Below are 15,037 nucleotides of genomic sequence, written 5' to 3'. Positions count from 1 at the left end.
CGCGTCCGCAAAGGGATCCCGCACCGGACTCGTGGGTGCAGGGGTACTTTCGACCGGAGGCACAGGGGACGGAGTGACCGCAACAGGTTCCGGAGATTGAGCCTCTGACTCTGAGAATTGAGCGGGTAAGCGATCGCACCCCGTAATCAACAGCAGACCTGCCACCCATCCCAGCAAAATTTGATAGTGAGTCATGGGTTTTATCCCCTGTAATATGCCTGCGTCTTGGTTTCGATCTTCGTCAATCTTTTAAGGGGCGATCGCAGCGTACCTCCCCAAACAAGTAGAGCCTCTCCCGTGTGCAATCCACGTTATGAAACCAAAAGATTTTGGATTGACTTAACCTTAATATTCCCTAATCCAAGCGTAATATGTATAGAGTTTTGATGAATGTTGCTTGGAGAATCCTATGCCGCGATCTGGTGCTCAGCCTGCATTGTTGGTCCTTGCCGATGGAACCGCTTACCAGGGATGGTCGTTCGGCGCGAAGGGAACCACGATTGGTGAGGTGGTGTTCAATACTGGGATGACCGGATACCAGGAGGTTCTCACCGATCCAAGCTATTGCGGTCAGATTGTCACCTTTACCTATCCTGAGTTGGGCAATACCGGGGTGAACCCGGAGGATGAGGAGTCGGCTCGCCCCTATGTCAGCGGTGCGATCGCCCGCAATGTGTGCGATCGCCCTAGCAACTGGCGGTCTACCCAATCCCTTTCCGATTATCTAAAGCAGCACAACATTCCTGGCATTTACGGCATTGATACCCGTGCCCTCACCCGCAAAATTCGTTCCACCGGAGCCATGAACGGTGCAATCTCCACGGAAATTCTCGACCCAGCGGAACTACTGCTAAAGGTGCAAGAAGCCCCCAGCATGGCGGGACTCAACCTAGTGAACCAAGTCACTACCTCAGATGTGTACGAGTGGATCAGTCCGACCGATGGGGTGTGGGAGTTTGGCCCTAAGGATTCGATTCGGACAACGCCCGAATTTACCGTTGTGGCCATCGATTTTGGCGTGAAGCGTAACATTCTGCGCCGCTTGGCTAGCTACGGATGCCGGGTGATTGTGGTTCCGGCGAGTACACCTGCCGAGGAAATCCTGAACTATAATCCCGATGGCATTTTCCTCTCCAACGGCCCTGGCGACCCGTCTGCCGTGAGCGAAGGCATCGAAACGGTGAAAGCGTTGCTTGAGGCTCAAAAGCCAATGTTTGGCATTTGCATGGGGCACCAAATTTTGGGGCTGTCCTTGGGGGGTGAGAGTTTCAAACTCAAGTTTGGACACCGGGGACTAAACCAGCCCTGTGGTTTGAGTCAGCAGGTCGAAATTACCAGCCAAAACCACGGATTTGCGATTTCGGAAGAGTCCTTGCCCGAGGCGGATGTCGAAATCACCCACCTTAACCTGAACGATCGCACCGTTGCCGGACTCAAGCATAAGCGGCTGCCTCTCTTCTCGGTGCAGTACCACCCCGAAGCCAGCCCCGGCCCCCACGACGCCGATTATTTGTTTGAAAAGTTTGTGCAAATGATGCGGGAGAATGCCGCTCAGCCAGTAGGCTAGCCCGTTGGTACAGATAAGCTTTTCTCCAGTTCCGTAAGGTTTTTAATGAGGACGTTGCTCTTGGGTAGCGTCCTTTTCTGTGGGTGTAAAACCTGGAAGGCGATCGCTCAACCCACCCAAGCGATTAGAATTGACCCACGATTAACGTTGACGGTGCCGAGAATGGCGATGAAACTGATTCTGTTTGGCAAACCGGGTTGTCACCTCTGCGAAGGGTTGCAGGAAAAATTAGAACAAGTCAGCAGTATTCCGTTGCAAATAGACATTCGGGATATCACCACTCGCGATGACTGGTTCCAAGCCTATCAGTACGAAATTCCGGTGCTGGTCTGGGAGAAGGAAACGGAGGATGCGGCGATCGCTTACATTCCCTTGCCTCGCCTATCACCACGGGCATCGGTGAACCAAGTGGAGCAAATGTTACAGAAATATTGGGCTGAAAATAGTCAACAATAGAGGGCAATCTGTGTGAGGAGGCTCTGACATGAAACTACACGCGCTACTGCAACCGCTGATTGGCATGATTCCCCCCCTCGACCATCCGGCGCTGATGGCGGAGGTGAAAGGGTTAACGACCAATTCCCACGCTTGCCAACCGGGAGATGTGTTTATTGGCATGCCCGGAACGCGGGTAGATGGCGGTGAGTTTTGGATGAGTGCCCTTGCCGCAGGGGCGATCGCCGCCATCGTGTCTCCGCAAGCCTTAGAAAAGCATCCTGCGACCAGTGGCGAACTGGTGCTGCCCTGTGCAGACATGGTATTTGCCTGCGGGAAACTGGCAGCCACCTTCTACGGCAATCCCGCCGAGAAGCTGCGTCTAGTCGGCGTCACCGGAACTAACGGCAAAACCACAACCACGCACCTGATCGAATTCTTGCTGAGTCAGGCGAACAAACCTACAGCACTCCTCGGCACCCTCTATGCTCGCTGGCCAGGATTTCAACAAACTGCCACCCACACTACTCCTTTCGCTCTGGATTTACAGGAACAGTTGGCTTCTGCGGTGGCGGCGGGTTGCGAACTGGGCGTGATGGAAGTGAGCTCCCATGCCTTGGCGCAGAGTCGGGTGTGGGGCTGTCCCTTTGAGGTAGCCGTGTTTACCAACCTCACCCAGGATCACCTGGACTACCACAAAGACTTAGAAGACTATTTTTCAGCAAAGGCACTCCTCTTTTCACCGCAGTACCTAACCGGACGAGCAATCGTGAACCAGGATGATCCCTACGGTCAGCGATTGGTGGAAACGTTGCGATCGCAAGGTTCTGAGAAAGTCTGGACGTACAGCACCCAGGATGCCAGTGCCGACCTTTGGACGAGTGATTTGAACTATCAACCCAATGGCGTGTCTGGAGTCTTACACACGCCCCTCGGCGAAATCGCGATCCAGATGCCGCTAGTCGGACAGTTCAACGTCGCCAACGTTCTGGCGGCGGCTGGAGCGGCCTTATCCCTAGGATTGGATTTAGAAACGATTGCGCGATCGCTCCCTGCTTTCAACGGTGTCCCCGGACGTATGGAGCGGGTGCAGATCAAGCCCGAACAGGACATCAGCGTAATCGTGGACTATGCCCACACCCCCGACAGTTTGGAAAATATGCTGCTAGCGGCGCGTCCGTTTATCCAGGGGCGAATGATTTGCGTCTTTGGCTGTGGCGGCGATCGCGATCGCACCAAGCGACCCAAGATGGGAGGTATTGCAGCGCGACTCTCGGATTTAGCGGTGGTCACCTCCGACAATCCCCGCACCGAAGACCCAGAGCAAATTTTGCAGGATGTCTTGGTAGGTATCGATCCCCAAACTAATCCCCTGGTGATTTGCGATCGCGCCGAAGCGATTAAAACAGCGATCGCCCAGGCCCAGCCTGGAGATGGGGTGCTGATTGCCGGAAAAGGTCACGAAGACTATCAAATCTTGGGAACCGAAAAAGTGCATTTCGACGATCGAGAACAAGCAAGAGCCGCTCTGGAGCAGCGCTATGCCAATTAGGCTTGAAATTTGACCGGGCGATCGCCCAAGCGTACGTTGTCCTGAATTCAAATTCCTGTCATGATTCCCAAAAGAAGAGATCGGGTAAACGGGAATGCTGATTCGGATTGCGTCATTGTTACTACTGGTGGTGCTGTGGTTGGGGGGAATGCCTGCCTCCGATGCTCAAACAGCCACCGCTCCAGACTTCGCCATCGTCGCAGATCTGCGAAACCAAGCCTTTGAAGCGACCAACAAGGGCGACTTTGCCACCGCTGAGCGTTACTGGACAAAGCTCATCGAACAATTGCCCCAGGAACCTGCTCTCTGGAGCAATCGCGGCAATGCCAGGGTGAGTCAGCGCAAGTTGGAGGAGGCGATCGCCGACTATAACCAAGCCATCGCACTGGCTCCCGATGCCCCCGATCCCTACCTGAATCGGGGAGCAGCCTTTGAGGGGTTGGGCGAATGGAAGAAGGCGATCGCCGACTATAACACGGTGTTAGACCTTGATCCCGGCGATCCCGCCGCCTACAACAATCGCGGCAACGCTGAGGCGGGACTCGGCCATTGGGAAGATGCCTTAGCCGACTTCACCAAAGCCGCCGAACTTGCCCCCGACTACGCCTTTGCCCAAGCGAATCGTGCCCTAGCGTTGTATCAACTGGGCGATGTGCAAGACTCGATCCGTCAAATGCGAAACCTGGTACGAAAATATCCTCGCTTTGCCGATATGCGGGCGGCCTTAACAGCGGCGCTGTGGGTCGATGGTCAACAGGGAGAGGCTGAAAGCAACTGGGTGTCGGTGATTGGTTTAGACCGACGCTACAAAGATTTAAACTGGGTACAGCGCGATCGCCGTTGGCCGCCTGCGATGGTTTCTGCCTTACAGCGATTTTTAGAGTTGAGCTAACGCGCAAGTTAACGAGGTGGGGCGACTCGATTAGGCGTTGGCTTCAATCTGTAACACTTGGGCAGCGGTTAAGACTGCACCTGGGTTGAACTCGGACAATAGCGGAGAGGCGATCGCCCCATCTCCGGTAAATACTTCGTCCTCATACAAACCCTCGACCCAGCGCAACACCGTCACCTGTTTACGACTGGGATCCACAATCCAGTATTCGGCAATGCCCCGCGACTCGTACTGCGATCGCCTGTAGCGATAATCCCGGTCTTCGTTTTCCTTCCCCGGACTCACCACCTCGACCACTAATTGCGGCGGCGGCATATCCAGCGTCACCGTCGAACGGCTTGCCCCCTCCAGCGCTTGCGCCAACTCCTCGGACAACACCATCAAATCGGGAACTCGCACCGTTGCCCGTGCACCACTCACAACGATCTCCGCTCCAATCCGGATGCGGTAGAACGGAATCCCCATCCGCACCAAAACGGCAAACAAAAAAGAAGCTACTCGTTGATTTAGATCGCTTCCTGGCGGCATACGTAACAGTTCTCCGTCCTCCAGTTCGTAGTGAGTAGCGGTACCGTCATCGTAGTGAAGGTAGTCCTCTAAGGTCATAAACTGAGATGCGATCGCCATTCGTGGAGCCTCTCGTTGCATCAACCCGGTCTTAATTCCCCAATCCTAACAAGCAAACGGTGCGTTAGCCTGACCCGCATCAAACGTCCTAAAGCTAGTCTGGACGGGATTATGACGACATCTAACGCACCGTTCTATGCACTCAAAATAGAGTCTGCTCTAGTCCTGAGCGTCTACTGAACCGCCAGAATTTCATCATCGATCGAGAAATCAATCTCCCGCTGATCCCGTCCCGATGCGAGGTAATCCGATTGGAACGAGTCTTTTAAGCCATCCACTAAGCTAAATTTCGGTTGCCAGTTCAGATCCGTCTTCGCGGCATGGATATCCGCAAAGAAATGCTGGACTCGCATGGGAAAGGCTTTGCGCTTGCCAAAATCAAATTGCTTCGGTTCATAATGCACAATCTTGAGGTCTTCGGCTGACTTACCAGCGGCGATCGCACAGGCTCGTGCCAGTCCATCAAAGGTCACGTAGCGATCGCCCGACACATTATAGATTTTGCCCATCGCGGTTGGATTGCCCAGCACGTTCACCATGGCCGATGCCAGATCGTACACATGCCCGAGTTGAGTGATCGCCATGCCATTGCCGGGAATGGGTACAGGGCGATCGCGCACAATCCGGTCAAAGAACCACGCTTCCAGATCGTTATAGTTTTGCGGGCCATAGATATAGACGGGACGAATCGACGTGAAGGGAATTCCTGCCTTCGTCAAATAATCCTCCGTTTCAAACTTGCCTCGGTGACGACTCTTGGGGTCAACCGGATCACCTTCAATGTGGGGCATCTGGTCGGATTTGAGATAGACACCCGCCGAACTCACATAGACAAAATGGCTAACGTTATCCGCAAAAATCTCTGCCAAGGGCTGGGTATCGCTCAGTTCCCGTCCGTTGTTGTCAAACACCGCATCAAAGGATTCTCCTGCGAGTTTGGACTTTAGGTCATCGGCATTGGTGCGATCGCCCTGAATTTGCTGCACTCCGTCAACCGGAGCAGGCTTATTACCCCGATTAAACAGCACCACCTCATGCCCTTGGGCGACGAGCTGCTGCGTCAAATACACCCCAATGAAGCGGGTTCCACCCATCACTAAAATCCGCATGGCGTCGTCTCCTCCGAAGTCTCCTTGGGTATTGTATCGGGTTGCGTGGTGCATCCTATCCCCAAGTTGTTAGGCATCGGGACACTCTAACAGCACTAAGCCGTATTCACACTGTTTGGCGAGGAACCCTTGAATTAGAGCAGCGGCGCGATCGCGCGTTGTTGGCTCTGATGTGCGCGGATGAACAGGATTCAGTTCCAGATAGCGATCGATGAGTTGCGTAACAGGTTGGGGGCCATCCCAAAGAGCGAGAAGGTATGGTAAAGCGCTACTGTCAATCACCGTTTTCCCTTCAATAACGGGCTCTCGTCTAATTTCTAAAGGGGCGCGTACGTTAATCGAATGGATGATAGCGGCCTTATTCTCCTCTGTAATCGTAAATGGATGGAGGTGGGCGATCGCTCGACTCCATTCTGTATCTGACCAGTCGCATACCGGAGTCCAATCCGGCTCATAGGGATGCCCACACCAAAAATCCAGCAAGCGGTGCACCGGATTCACCAATTCGTATATGCAAAGCTGCTGCTCTGGTGAGGCCATTTCCAGGGCCATAGCCCACGCGGCAGGTGGGTCATTCGGATCAACGAGTAAATCCCAAAGACTCCACTCTTTCCAGTTCATCATGCTGATGAGTTGTAGATTAGCAGCTTCCAACATTGCAAACACTTGCTCAAAGGTGTAGCCGCGATCGCCCGTCAGCAGGTAGTTTGCCAGAATGTTGTAATCATCCTTTTCTAAGTCCGGTGACCAACCGTGTGCCTTTAGATCTACGCCCGGTTTTAATCCTGAGAACATCTCACGAACAATCCCAGCTTCAAACTCGGTAGGCGCTTCATCCATTAGTCCCATCATGCGGAATAGGGCTTGACCTCGATATTGCCGGATGCGTTGGTACAAGCTGTGAAAATTGACCCGGATTATCCCCTCGGGTGCAAGCACCGACTGCATTAACTGGAGAGCTTCTTGCGGATCGGGCAGTAGATAAATCACCTCATCACAGTTGATGTAGTCAAACTGCATACCCAAATCGGCGAGATCTTCAATGGCGATCGCATGAAATTCCGTATTGGGAATGTTGTGATACACCATGCGCGATCGCGCCAGTTCCACCGATTTCTCGGAAATATCAATGCCCACAATCCATGCCCCAGGATTCGCCTCAGCCAAACACATCGCTTTCAAACCGCTGCCGCATCCCGCATCAAGAATCCGCTTACCGTGAGTCTCCACAAGCTTTTGATAGCGCAAATAGTACGGCGTAATCAGGCTGTGTTTGAAATAGGAGACGCGATCGCCTTTCACCGTGCGATCTAGTGGCTGGTTCGGATAGGGGGCGTGGTTAAACTGCTGCCGAATTTTTTCTAGGACTTCAGACGAGGTGTTCATCGAGAGTAGGAGTCAGCCTTTGCAAACGCATGGAGAGGTCTAGGCGAGGACAGGACGTAGCAAAATCCTGTCTTGTCTTCAATATGCCCAAAAATGATGCCTCGAAATGCACCCCTTCTTCCAAATCAGTCTTCTCCATAGCTACACAGACAGAACTTACGCAATTGCCTAAAGGACTCAGGACGCCGCACGTAGTGCGTAAGTCCTGACAGGCTTAAACTAGTTTTAAGGTTGAAGGTGCTGACAAGATCCAGAAGGCGTTAAACTGCCTAAATATCCATTTCTCTTCAAGCAAACGCATTTTGAACTTAAAGGAACTTCCCAAACTGGCACAAAAGGAACGGTTTCCGGCAAGCGTATCTCGTTTACCTAACGGTTTGACTGTAGTTCATCAGCATGTTGCAGCGACACCTGTCGTTACCGTTGATGTATGGGTCAGGGCCGGGGCGCGAGTAGAGCCTTTATCTTGGTCAGGAATTGCTCACTTTCTGGAGCACATGATTTTCAAAGGGAGCGATCGCCTTCCGCCTGGCTATTTCGATCACGTTATTGAAAGTCGAGGTGGGATTACTAACGCGGCCACCAGTCATGACTACGCCCATTTTTTCATTACAACAGCGGCGTCTTATCTACCAGAAACCCTTCCCTGCTTAGCGGAACTGCTATTAAACGCAGCGATTCCAGAAGATGAATACGAGCGGGAGCGTCTAGTCGTGCTGGAAGAATTGCGTCAGGCTCAGGACGATCCAGACTGGTTAGGATTTCAAGCCTTGATGGCCGCTGCGTACCCTACCCATCCCTATGGGCGATCGGTGCTGGGTACTGAAGAATCCCTCATGGCACAAACGGCTTGGGATATGCACCTTTTTCATCGCACCTACTATCAGCCGCAGAATATGACGGTGGCTGTGGTCGGGGATGTGTCTCAACTCCATGCGCTTGACATGGTTGAGTCTGTATTTCGCACCTTCCCCCAGTGTGAAACGCCGTGCCTGACGCCCAAGCATGAACCGGAACGACCTTTAGACCGGGTGCAACGGCAGGAGATTTCGCTACCTCGGTTGGAGCAGGCTCGCCTGATGATGGCCTGGACAGGGCCAGGCGTTGATCAACTGCGGGAAGCCTACGGGCTAGATTTGCTGTCGGTGCTGCTAGCGGGTAGCCAATCTTCACGGCTTGTGCGTGAACTGCGTGAAAAAAAACATTTGGTGCAGGATATCAGCAGCAGTTTCTCCCTTCAGCAGCAGTCCAGCGTGTTTACCCTAACGGCATGGTTGCCTCCGGAGAATCTAGAGCGGGTCGAAGCGTTGATTGGCGATCGCCTTTCAGAACTTGTGACCCATCCCATCCTGGACGTAGAGCTCAATCGTCATAAGCGTTTGCTTTGTAACGATTACACCTATTCCACGGAAACGACGAATCAGCTTGCCGGACTGTATGGGTACTATGGCACCATCGCCCATGCAGAGGTAGCCCACCGCTACCCTGAACAAATACGCTCCCTCACCGTTGAGGAATTGCGCTACCTTGCCAATAAGTATCTTTCGCCCTATCGTTACACGGTGACGGTGCTGAAACCCGAATAACAAGGAGTTCTGAATGTCGGTTGATCTCGCTGTTGCCCACCCGTTCCAGAACCGAGTGGTGCATCGAGCTGTTCTCAGCAACGGTCTGACGGTGCTTGCGGTAGAAAACGCTGCCGCAGACATTATTGCCGCCCGGATTTTTATTCGCTCTGGAAGCTGCTACGAAGCGCGATCGCAGGCAGGCTTATTTCACCTGATGTCCTCGGTACTTCTCAAAGGAACCGAGCGCTATTCTGCCCAGGACATTGCCGAACAGGTGGAATCCGTGGGTGCAAGCCTGGCCTCGGATGCGACGTCAGACTATATGCTGATGAGCCTGAAAACCGTATCCGTCGATTTTGCAGACATGCTCCAGCTTGCGGCGGAGATTATGCGATCGCCCAGTTTTCCAGAAACGGAAGTGGCCTTAGAGCAGCGCTTGACCCTTCAGGGTATCCGATCCATGCAGGAGCAACCATTTTCAATTGCCCAACGTCAGCTTCAGGCCGCGATGTATGGCGATCATCCCTATGCGCTCCCCAGCATTGGCACAGAGGAAAGCGTCTCTACGCTCACTCGTGACGATCTGTGCCGTGCCCACCAGACGCATTTCCGTCCCGACAATATCGTCATCAGCATTGTGGGTCACATCGTCCCGGATGAGGCGATCGCCCTTGTCGATCAGATTTTTGGCGATTGGCAAATTCCAGCACAAAACGGACAGCCCTTGCCCTTACCCAGTATGACCTTTCCGCCCGTGACTCCGGCTCCTAGCATTGCGAGTACGGCTCAGGAGACCATGCAATCCATCGTGATGTTAGGGTATCAAACCCCGTCGGTTCACAAAGAAGATTACATTCCCCTCAAGCTGTTGAACACCTACCTGGGTAATGGGTTATCCAGCCGTTTGTTTGTAGAACTGCGCGAAAAGCGAAGTCTAGCCTACGAAGTTTCGGCCTACTATCCCACTCGTGCAGATTTGTCCCAGTTTGTGGTGTATATGGGAACGGCTCCGCAAAATACGGCGATCGCCCTAGACGGGTTGCGCCAGGAGGTGGATCGTCTGCGAGATGTGCCATTGACCGAAGATGAGCTACAGGTTGCCCAAAACAAACTTTTGGGGCAGTACGCCCTCGGCAAGCAAACGAATGCCCAAATCGCCCAGATTTTCGGCTGGTATGAAACCTTAGGGTTGGGACTCGGTTTTGATCAGCAATTCCAAGATTTGATGGCAGACGTCACAGCGGAAATGGCCCAGACCGTCGCACAGCGCTACTTTATCGAACCTTTCATTTCCCTAGTCGGGCCAGCCGAGGCGATCGCCCTCACCCCCTAACGCCAACGCAGCATCCAAAATTTACAGAATACCGCGCTAGACCCTCACGCCCCGGCATAATGGGAAAGTCCCTCTGGCATTGATCCATGCAGTCTCGAATTCCCGATACCCAAGAACTCGTTTTAATTGGCGGTGGTCATAGCCATGCGATCGCCCTCAAGATGTTGGGCATGAATCCCATCCCAGGCGTGCGCCTAACGCTAGTGACCAATATTTCCCATACGCCCTATTCGGGGATGCTGCCGGGGTATGTGGCGGGGTTGTACACCTTTGATGAATGCCATATCGATCTGCGTCCGTTGGCAAATTTTGCCCAGGCTCAGATGATTGTCCAGGAGGCGATCGCCCTTGATCCGGTCAATCGTTGGGTCAAGTTTGCCGACCGTCCAGCGATTCCCTACGACCTGCTGTCCATCGACATTGGCAGTACTCCGGCAATCGTCGATGTTCCGGGTGCGGCAACGTATGCGATTCCCGTTAAACCCATCGCCCAGTTTTTGCAGTACTGGGATGCGCTGGTGGACGAGGTAGCGCGATCGCCTCAGACGCCGCTTTCCCTGGGCATCGTTGGCGGTGGTGCGGGGGGTGTGGAATTAGCGTTATCGATTACTGCACGACTGCGATCGCTGTATCAACAGGCTGGACAATCACCCAAACATCTAACCATTCACCTTTTTCATCGCGGTGCAGAACTCTTACCCGAACGTCATCCGTGGGTGCGTCGCCAAATGTTGAAGGCGCTCACCCAACGCAGCATCCATGTCCATCTCCATGCATCCGTGACCGCCGTTGAACCCAAGGCCGTGCAGTGTGAATCGGGGCTTCGGGTCGAGTGCGATCGCGTCTTTTGGGTGACCCAAGCGGGAGCGGCGAATTGGATTCGTGCCTCCGGATTAGCGACGGATGACCGGGGCTTTATTCAGGTCAATGACTGTCTGCAATCGGTGTCCCATCCCGAGGTGTTTGCGGCGGGGGATATTGCCACTATGATTCACCATCCGCGCCCCAAGGCTGGGGTCTTTGCGGTGCGGCAGGGACGCCCCTTAGCCGACAACTTGCGGCGGGCGGCGTTGGGGCAATCCCTCCGTCCCTTCACGCCTCAAAAAAACTATTTGATCTTAATTGGCACGGGCGATCGCCAAGCCTTGGCCTCACGGGGAGGTTTGGGATTTGGCCCCCATCCCTGGCTATGGCAGTGGAAAGATTCCATCGATCGCAAATTTATGGATCGGTTCACCAATCTTCAACCGATGCCGATGGTTTCTCCAGGTCAAGCATCAACCGATGCGCCTGCACCCATGCGCTGTTCAGGATGTGGCGCAAAGGTGGGGCAGTCGGTATTGGCGCGATCGCTCCAGCGACTTCAGCCCGATTTGGAAACCGTACGCCATGAAAACGTGGTGGTGGGGTTGGAACAACCGGATGATGCAGCCGTGATTCAGATGCCGTCCGGATTGCTGATGGTGCAAACAGTAGACTATTTCCCCGCATTGATCAACGATCTGTTCCTTTTTGGGCAAATCGCGGCGAACCATGGCCTAAACGATCTCTTTGCGATGGGTGCATCTCCCCACAGTGCGCTGGCGATCGCCACCCTTCAGCCTGCCTCGGACACCATCCAGGAAAACATGCTGTATCAACTTTTGGCCGGAGCCTTAACCCGTCTTAAGGAGGTGGGAGCAGCGTTGGTGGGGGGGCACACCACCGAGGGTCCCGAATGTGTGTTTGGGCTGGTGTGCAATGGTGTGGTGGAGCGCGATCGCCTTTGGCAGTCGGGAGGTATGGAACCAGGACAGATGCTCATCCTCACTAAAGCCATTGGCACGGGCGCACTCTTCGCAGCGGACATGCAGCTTAAAGCCAAAGGGCGTTGGATCGATTCAGCCGTTGCGTCGATGCTCCAATCGAACTACAAGGCAGCTATCCTGTTGCGGCAATACGGGGCAACAGCTTGTACGGATGTTACAGGCTTCGGTTTAGTGGGGCATTTGCTGGATTTGGTGCGTGCTTCCCAGGTATCCGTAGACCTCGATTTAGAATCTATTGCCGTGCTAGACGGAGCCGCTGAGGTTTTGCGCCAGGGCATTACCAGTTCGCTTTATCCTCAAAATGCAAAGCAGAGTGGGGCGATCGCCAATCTTGCTGAAATTTCATCCCATCCCCTGTTTCCCATCCTCTTTGATCCGCAAACATCGGGAGGGCTGTTGGCTGCAATTCCAGCGTCTCAGGCGCAGAACTGTCTCCAGGCATTGCAAGAAAGTGGATATCGGGATAGCCGCGTCATTGGACGGGTAGAGAACATGAGAGATTCAACAACGCCAATTCGGATTCAATAGCGATCCTACTCTTTCGCTTCCTGACTCAATGCCCTGCTTGACTGACAAAACTAAGAAGCTGGAAGGTAAGAGAGGACGGTAAATTCACGCTGCAAGGCATCGTTCAATTGACGCTGAGAGGAGAGGGCAGGTTCTGGGTCAGGTGCACCAGAGAGCAACCAGTAAAGTTGAATGTTCTGCTGTTCAGTCACGGCAAGGCGAATCCAGTTCCGTTTGACCCACTCGACCCGTGGGTCCCCTGGAGAGCCTTTGATTTTGCAGGCGACCTCAAGGCGGTGACCCCTCATCCGCTTGCTCCGCCAATCGCTGTTGCCAACGCAGAATGCTGGAATCAGATGTGTGGAGCACTCGTCCACTGGCTCTGACCCCCATTCCTTCGCCTCGCCTCTTGAGGGCTAGCGAGACAATCGGCGTTGGAGTTCGTAGTCGAGCCATCGGTGTGCCCGTTCGTTCGCTGAATCGTTTACGGCAGCTTTTGCAGAGGTAATTCTGGATCGGTGTTCCATCTTGGAGGTGATGCTTACCGTTTTTGACCCCCTGCTGGCTTTGACAATGAGGGCATCGCTAGAACTGGTTCACTACCTTTTCATTCTATCCATCACTTATTAGGCGACCAGGGCCCATTGATGAAACGATAGACTCCTTTGCTGTCATAGAATGAAGCTGAATCAAGCCGGAACCCCTTGTTTAAGCGATCGCCCCTACTCAAACTTCATGACTGACTCCATCGATATCCTAATTTTGTCTAACGGTCCCGGTGAGATTACCACTTGGGTGCGTCCAGTCGTGCGATCGCTCCGACAACGCTTTGGAGAGGATCGCGATCGCCTCCGAATTTCCGTTATCCTATCTCCCTGCGCGAATGCCAGCGGTCGGGAAGTGGCGATCGCTCGTAGCTATCCAGCAGTAGATCGGGTGCAGGGAGCCAAAGATTTCTTTCCCTTTCTGCTCTGGGGTAAAACGGCGGAAAATTGGGACTGGCGTGATCGCGGCGTGGTGATTTTCCTCGGCGGCGATCAGATCTTTCCGGTCATCATCGGTAAACGGTTGGGATACAAAACCCTCATTTATGGCGAATGGGAGACTCGATGGCATGGTTGGGTCGATCGCTTTGGGGTGATGAAACCAGAGTTGATCAATCAGGCCCCCTCTCGCTACGCTCACAAGTTCACCGTGGTTGGCGACTTAATGGCGGATGTTGGAAGCACTCCAGATAACCCACTCACCTCAAACCAGAATTCACCTATTATGGGACTCTTGCCTGGGTCCAAAGCGGCAAAACTCGCGCAGGGCGTTCCCCTCTGTTTGGCGATCGCTCAATATCTCCACAAACAGCGACCAGATTTACGATTTATCCTCCCAGTTGCACCCACTTTAGATCTCAACACCCTTGAGAGATTTGCAGATCCTCAGCGCAATCCAGTGTCCGCCTATTTCGGAGGCATTCAGGGACAAATCATAGACAGTCACTATCTCCAAACTACTGATGGAATGACGATCGAACTCTACACCGATTTTCCCGCTTACGATATCCTTGCCCAGTGTCAGCTTTGCCTCACCACCATCGGTGCAAACACCGCAGAATTGGGTGCGCTGGGCGTGCCGATGATTGTCCTTTTGCCAACGCAACAACTGGATGCAATGCGAGCCTGGGACGGGATTCCAGGTCTACTTGCTAATCTACCCGGTGTAGGAACGGCGATCGCCAAATTGATCAACGCCCAATTTTTGAAAAAGTCGCGCCTGCTAGCATGGCCGAACATCTGGGCGAGGAAAGAGATTGTGCCGGAATTAGTAGGACACTTAGAACCAGAGGCGATCGCCCAGCAGGTATTGAATTATCTAGATCACCCTGAACAGCTTGAACAGATGCGCGCAAACTTACGACACGTCCGAGGAACCTCTGGTGCCGCGAATCGACTCACAACGTTGGTTGAAACCTTGCTCGGGGAAGGATAAGGGCGATCGCCCCAACCGAGTTTACGTAAGTCACCAAGGCCCAACACCCATAAAATAGTAAGTTGAATCGAAGTTTGCTTAAAAGAAGAAGGATATTTCCGTAGGTTAAAAATAAAATAATGTATGTATAGGTAGCTCACCTGCTTTATTTAAGGAAGGATGATGTATTCCTACAGTGTGCAACTCCATGACATCGGTTCGTGTGCTGCGCTCAATCACATGATTCGTGTGGCTAAACCCGACAGCTACAAGGTTGAAGCTTGATTTCACAAA

The 15,037-nt window shown here is 53.3% G+C and carries 14 protein-coding genes; 8 read left to right on the top strand and 6 right to left on the bottom strand.

Annotated features, from left to right (window positions below; all coding sequences use genetic code 11):
• Nucleotides 1-195 (bottom strand): restriction endonuclease (locus IGR76_06800; protein MBF2078222.1); only part of this gene is annotated, 195 nt, incomplete at its 3' end.
• A gap of 214 nt (nt 196-409) precedes the next feature.
• Between IGR76_06800 and carA the strand changes: the two genes are divergently transcribed.
• From carA to IGR76_06780, 4 genes are all read left to right on the top strand, one after another.
• On the top strand, nt 410-1,567 hold the full coding sequence (gene carA, locus IGR76_06795; GenBank protein MBF2078221.1) for a glutamine-hydrolyzing carbamoyl-phosphate synthase small subunit: 1,158 nt from the start codon (nt 410-412) through the stop codon (nt 1,565-1,567).
• Nucleotides 1,568-1,735: 168 nt separating this feature from the next.
• Entirely contained in the window at nt 1,736-2,023 is a 288-nt protein-coding gene (locus IGR76_06790) for a glutaredoxin family protein (GenBank protein MBF2078220.1), read from the top strand.
• A 28-nt stretch (nt 2,024-2,051) separates the two neighbouring features.
• A complete protein-coding gene (locus IGR76_06785; protein MBF2078219.1) occupies nt 2,052-3,554 on the top strand; it encodes a UDP-N-acetylmuramoyl-L-alanyl-D-glutamate--2,6-diaminopimelate ligase in 1,503 nt (500 codons plus the stop codon).
• 94 nt (nt 3,555-3,648) lie between these two features.
• Nucleotides 3,649-4,446, top strand: a complete 798-nt coding sequence (locus IGR76_06780) for a tetratricopeptide repeat protein (GenBank protein ID MBF2078218.1) — start codon at nt 3,649-3,651, stop codon at nt 4,444-4,446.
• A gap of 30 nt (nt 4,447-4,476) precedes the next feature.
• Here IGR76_06780 and IGR76_06775 read toward each other — a convergent pair whose 3' ends face one another.
• The 3 genes from IGR76_06775 to IGR76_06765 all read right to left on the bottom strand — a co-directional run bounded on the left by IGR76_06775 (nt 4,477) and on the right by IGR76_06765 (nt 7,568).
• Entirely contained in the window at nt 4,477-5,073 is a 597-nt protein-coding gene (locus tag IGR76_06775; protein MBF2078217.1) for a Uma2 family endonuclease, read from the bottom strand.
• A gap of 173 nt (nt 5,074-5,246) precedes the next feature.
• The gene (locus tag IGR76_06770) at nt 5,247-6,182 is read right to left on the bottom strand and encodes an NAD-dependent epimerase/dehydratase family protein (protein ID MBF2078216.1); all 936 of its coding nucleotides are present in this window, start codon (nt 6,180-6,182) and stop codon (nt 5,247-5,249) included.
• Nucleotides 6,183-6,251: 69 nt separating this feature from the next.
• Nucleotides 6,252-7,568 (bottom strand): class I SAM-dependent methyltransferase, encoded by a 1,317-nt coding sequence (locus tag IGR76_06765; GenBank protein MBF2078215.1) that lies wholly within the window; start codon nt 7,566-7,568, stop codon nt 6,252-6,254.
• 302 nt (nt 7,569-7,870) lie between these two features.
• Here IGR76_06765 and IGR76_06760 point away from each other — a divergent pair, with 302 nt between their 5' ends.
• The 3 genes from IGR76_06760 (at nt 7,871) to selD (ending at nt 12,805) form a co-directional block, all read left to right on the top strand.
• Nucleotides 7,871-9,154 carry an insulinase family protein gene (locus IGR76_06760; GenBank protein ID MBF2078214.1) on the top strand — a complete coding sequence of 428 codons (1,284 nt, stop codon included), beginning with the start codon at nt 7,871-7,873 and terminating at the stop codon, nt 9,152-9,154.
• Nucleotides 9,155-9,167: 13 nt separating this feature from the next.
• Nucleotides 9,168-10,469 carry an insulinase family protein gene (locus IGR76_06755; protein MBF2078213.1) on the top strand — a complete coding sequence of 434 codons (1,302 nt, stop codon included), beginning with the start codon at nt 9,168-9,170 and terminating at the stop codon, nt 10,467-10,469.
• An 86-nt stretch (nt 10,470-10,555) separates the two neighbouring features.
• Nucleotides 10,556-12,805: a selenide, water dikinase SelD gene (gene selD / locus IGR76_06750; protein MBF2078212.1), complete on the top strand. Its 2,250-nt coding sequence runs from the start codon at nt 10,556-10,558 to the stop codon at nt 12,803-12,805.
• A 50-nt stretch (nt 12,806-12,855) separates the two neighbouring features.
• On the opposite strand, the gene IGR76_06745 is transcribed toward selD, so the two are convergent.
• Nucleotides 12,856-13,092, bottom strand: coding sequence for a hypothetical protein (locus IGR76_06745; protein ID MBF2078211.1), 237 nt, complete (start codon nt 13,090-13,092; stop codon nt 12,856-12,858).
• On the bottom strand, nt 13,073-13,240 hold the full coding sequence (locus IGR76_06740; GenBank protein ID MBF2078210.1) for a hypothetical protein: 168 nt from the start codon (nt 13,238-13,240) through the stop codon (nt 13,073-13,075). The genes IGR76_06745 and IGR76_06740 overlap by 20 nt, the downstream gene beginning before the upstream one ends.
• Before the next feature lie 279 nt (nt 13,241-13,519).
• Here IGR76_06740 and IGR76_06735 point away from each other — a divergent pair, with 279 nt between their 5' ends.
• Nucleotides 13,520-14,764 (top strand): lipid-A-disaccharide synthase, encoded by a 1,245-nt coding sequence (locus IGR76_06735; protein ID MBF2078209.1) that lies wholly within the window; start codon nt 13,520-13,522, stop codon nt 14,762-14,764.
• Nucleotides 14,765-15,037 lie beyond the last annotated feature (273 nt).

The organism is Synechococcales cyanobacterium T60_A2020_003 (assembly GCA_015272205.1).
Taxonomy (GTDB): Bacteria; Cyanobacteriota; Cyanobacteriia; order RECH01; family RECH01; genus JACYMB01.
Note: the sequence above shows the minus strand (reverse complement) of the source record. Positions and strands in the feature narration are given on the sequence as shown.

Bases quoted from the DNA above. Each gene is read 5' to 3' on its own strand.
- carA (MBF2078221.1), top strand. From the start codon at position 410: ATGCCGCGATCTGGTGCTCAGCCTGCATTGTTGGTCCTTGCCGATGGA.
- IGR76_06790 (MBF2078220.1), top strand. From the start codon at position 1,736: ATGAAACTGATTCTGTTTGGCAAACCGGGTTGTCACCTCTGCGAAGGG.
- IGR76_06785 (MBF2078219.1), top strand. From the start codon at position 2,052: ATGAAACTACACGCGCTACTGCAACCGCTGATTGGCATGATTCCCCCC.
- IGR76_06745 (MBF2078211.1), bottom strand. From the start codon at position 13,092: ATGAGGGGTCACCGCCTTGAGGTCGCCTGCAAAATCAAAGGCTCTCCA.
- IGR76_06735 (MBF2078209.1), top strand. From the start codon at position 13,520: ATGACTGACTCCATCGATATCCTAATTTTGTCTAACGGTCCCGGTGAG.
- IGR76_06780 (MBF2078218.1), top strand. From the start codon at position 3,649: ATGCTGATTCGGATTGCGTCATTGTTACTACTGGTGGTGCTGTGGTTG.
- selD (MBF2078212.1), top strand. From the start codon at position 10,556: ATGCAGTCTCGAATTCCCGATACCCAAGAACTCGTTTTAATTGGCGGT.
- IGR76_06755 (MBF2078213.1), top strand. From the start codon at position 9,168: ATGTCGGTTGATCTCGCTGTTGCCCACCCGTTCCAGAACCGAGTGGTG.
- IGR76_06770 (MBF2078216.1), bottom strand. From the start codon at position 6,182: ATGCGGATTTTAGTGATGGGTGGAACCCGCTTCATTGGGGTGTATTTG.
- IGR76_06775 (MBF2078217.1), bottom strand. From the start codon at position 5,073: ATGGCGATCGCATCTCAGTTTATGACCTTAGAGGACTACCTTCACTAC.
- IGR76_06740 (MBF2078210.1), bottom strand. From the start codon at position 13,240: ATGGCTCGACTACGAACTCCAACGCCGATTGTCTCGCTAGCCCTCAAG.
- IGR76_06765 (MBF2078215.1), bottom strand. From the start codon at position 7,568: ATGAACACCTCGTCTGAAGTCCTAGAAAAAATTCGGCAGCAGTTTAAC.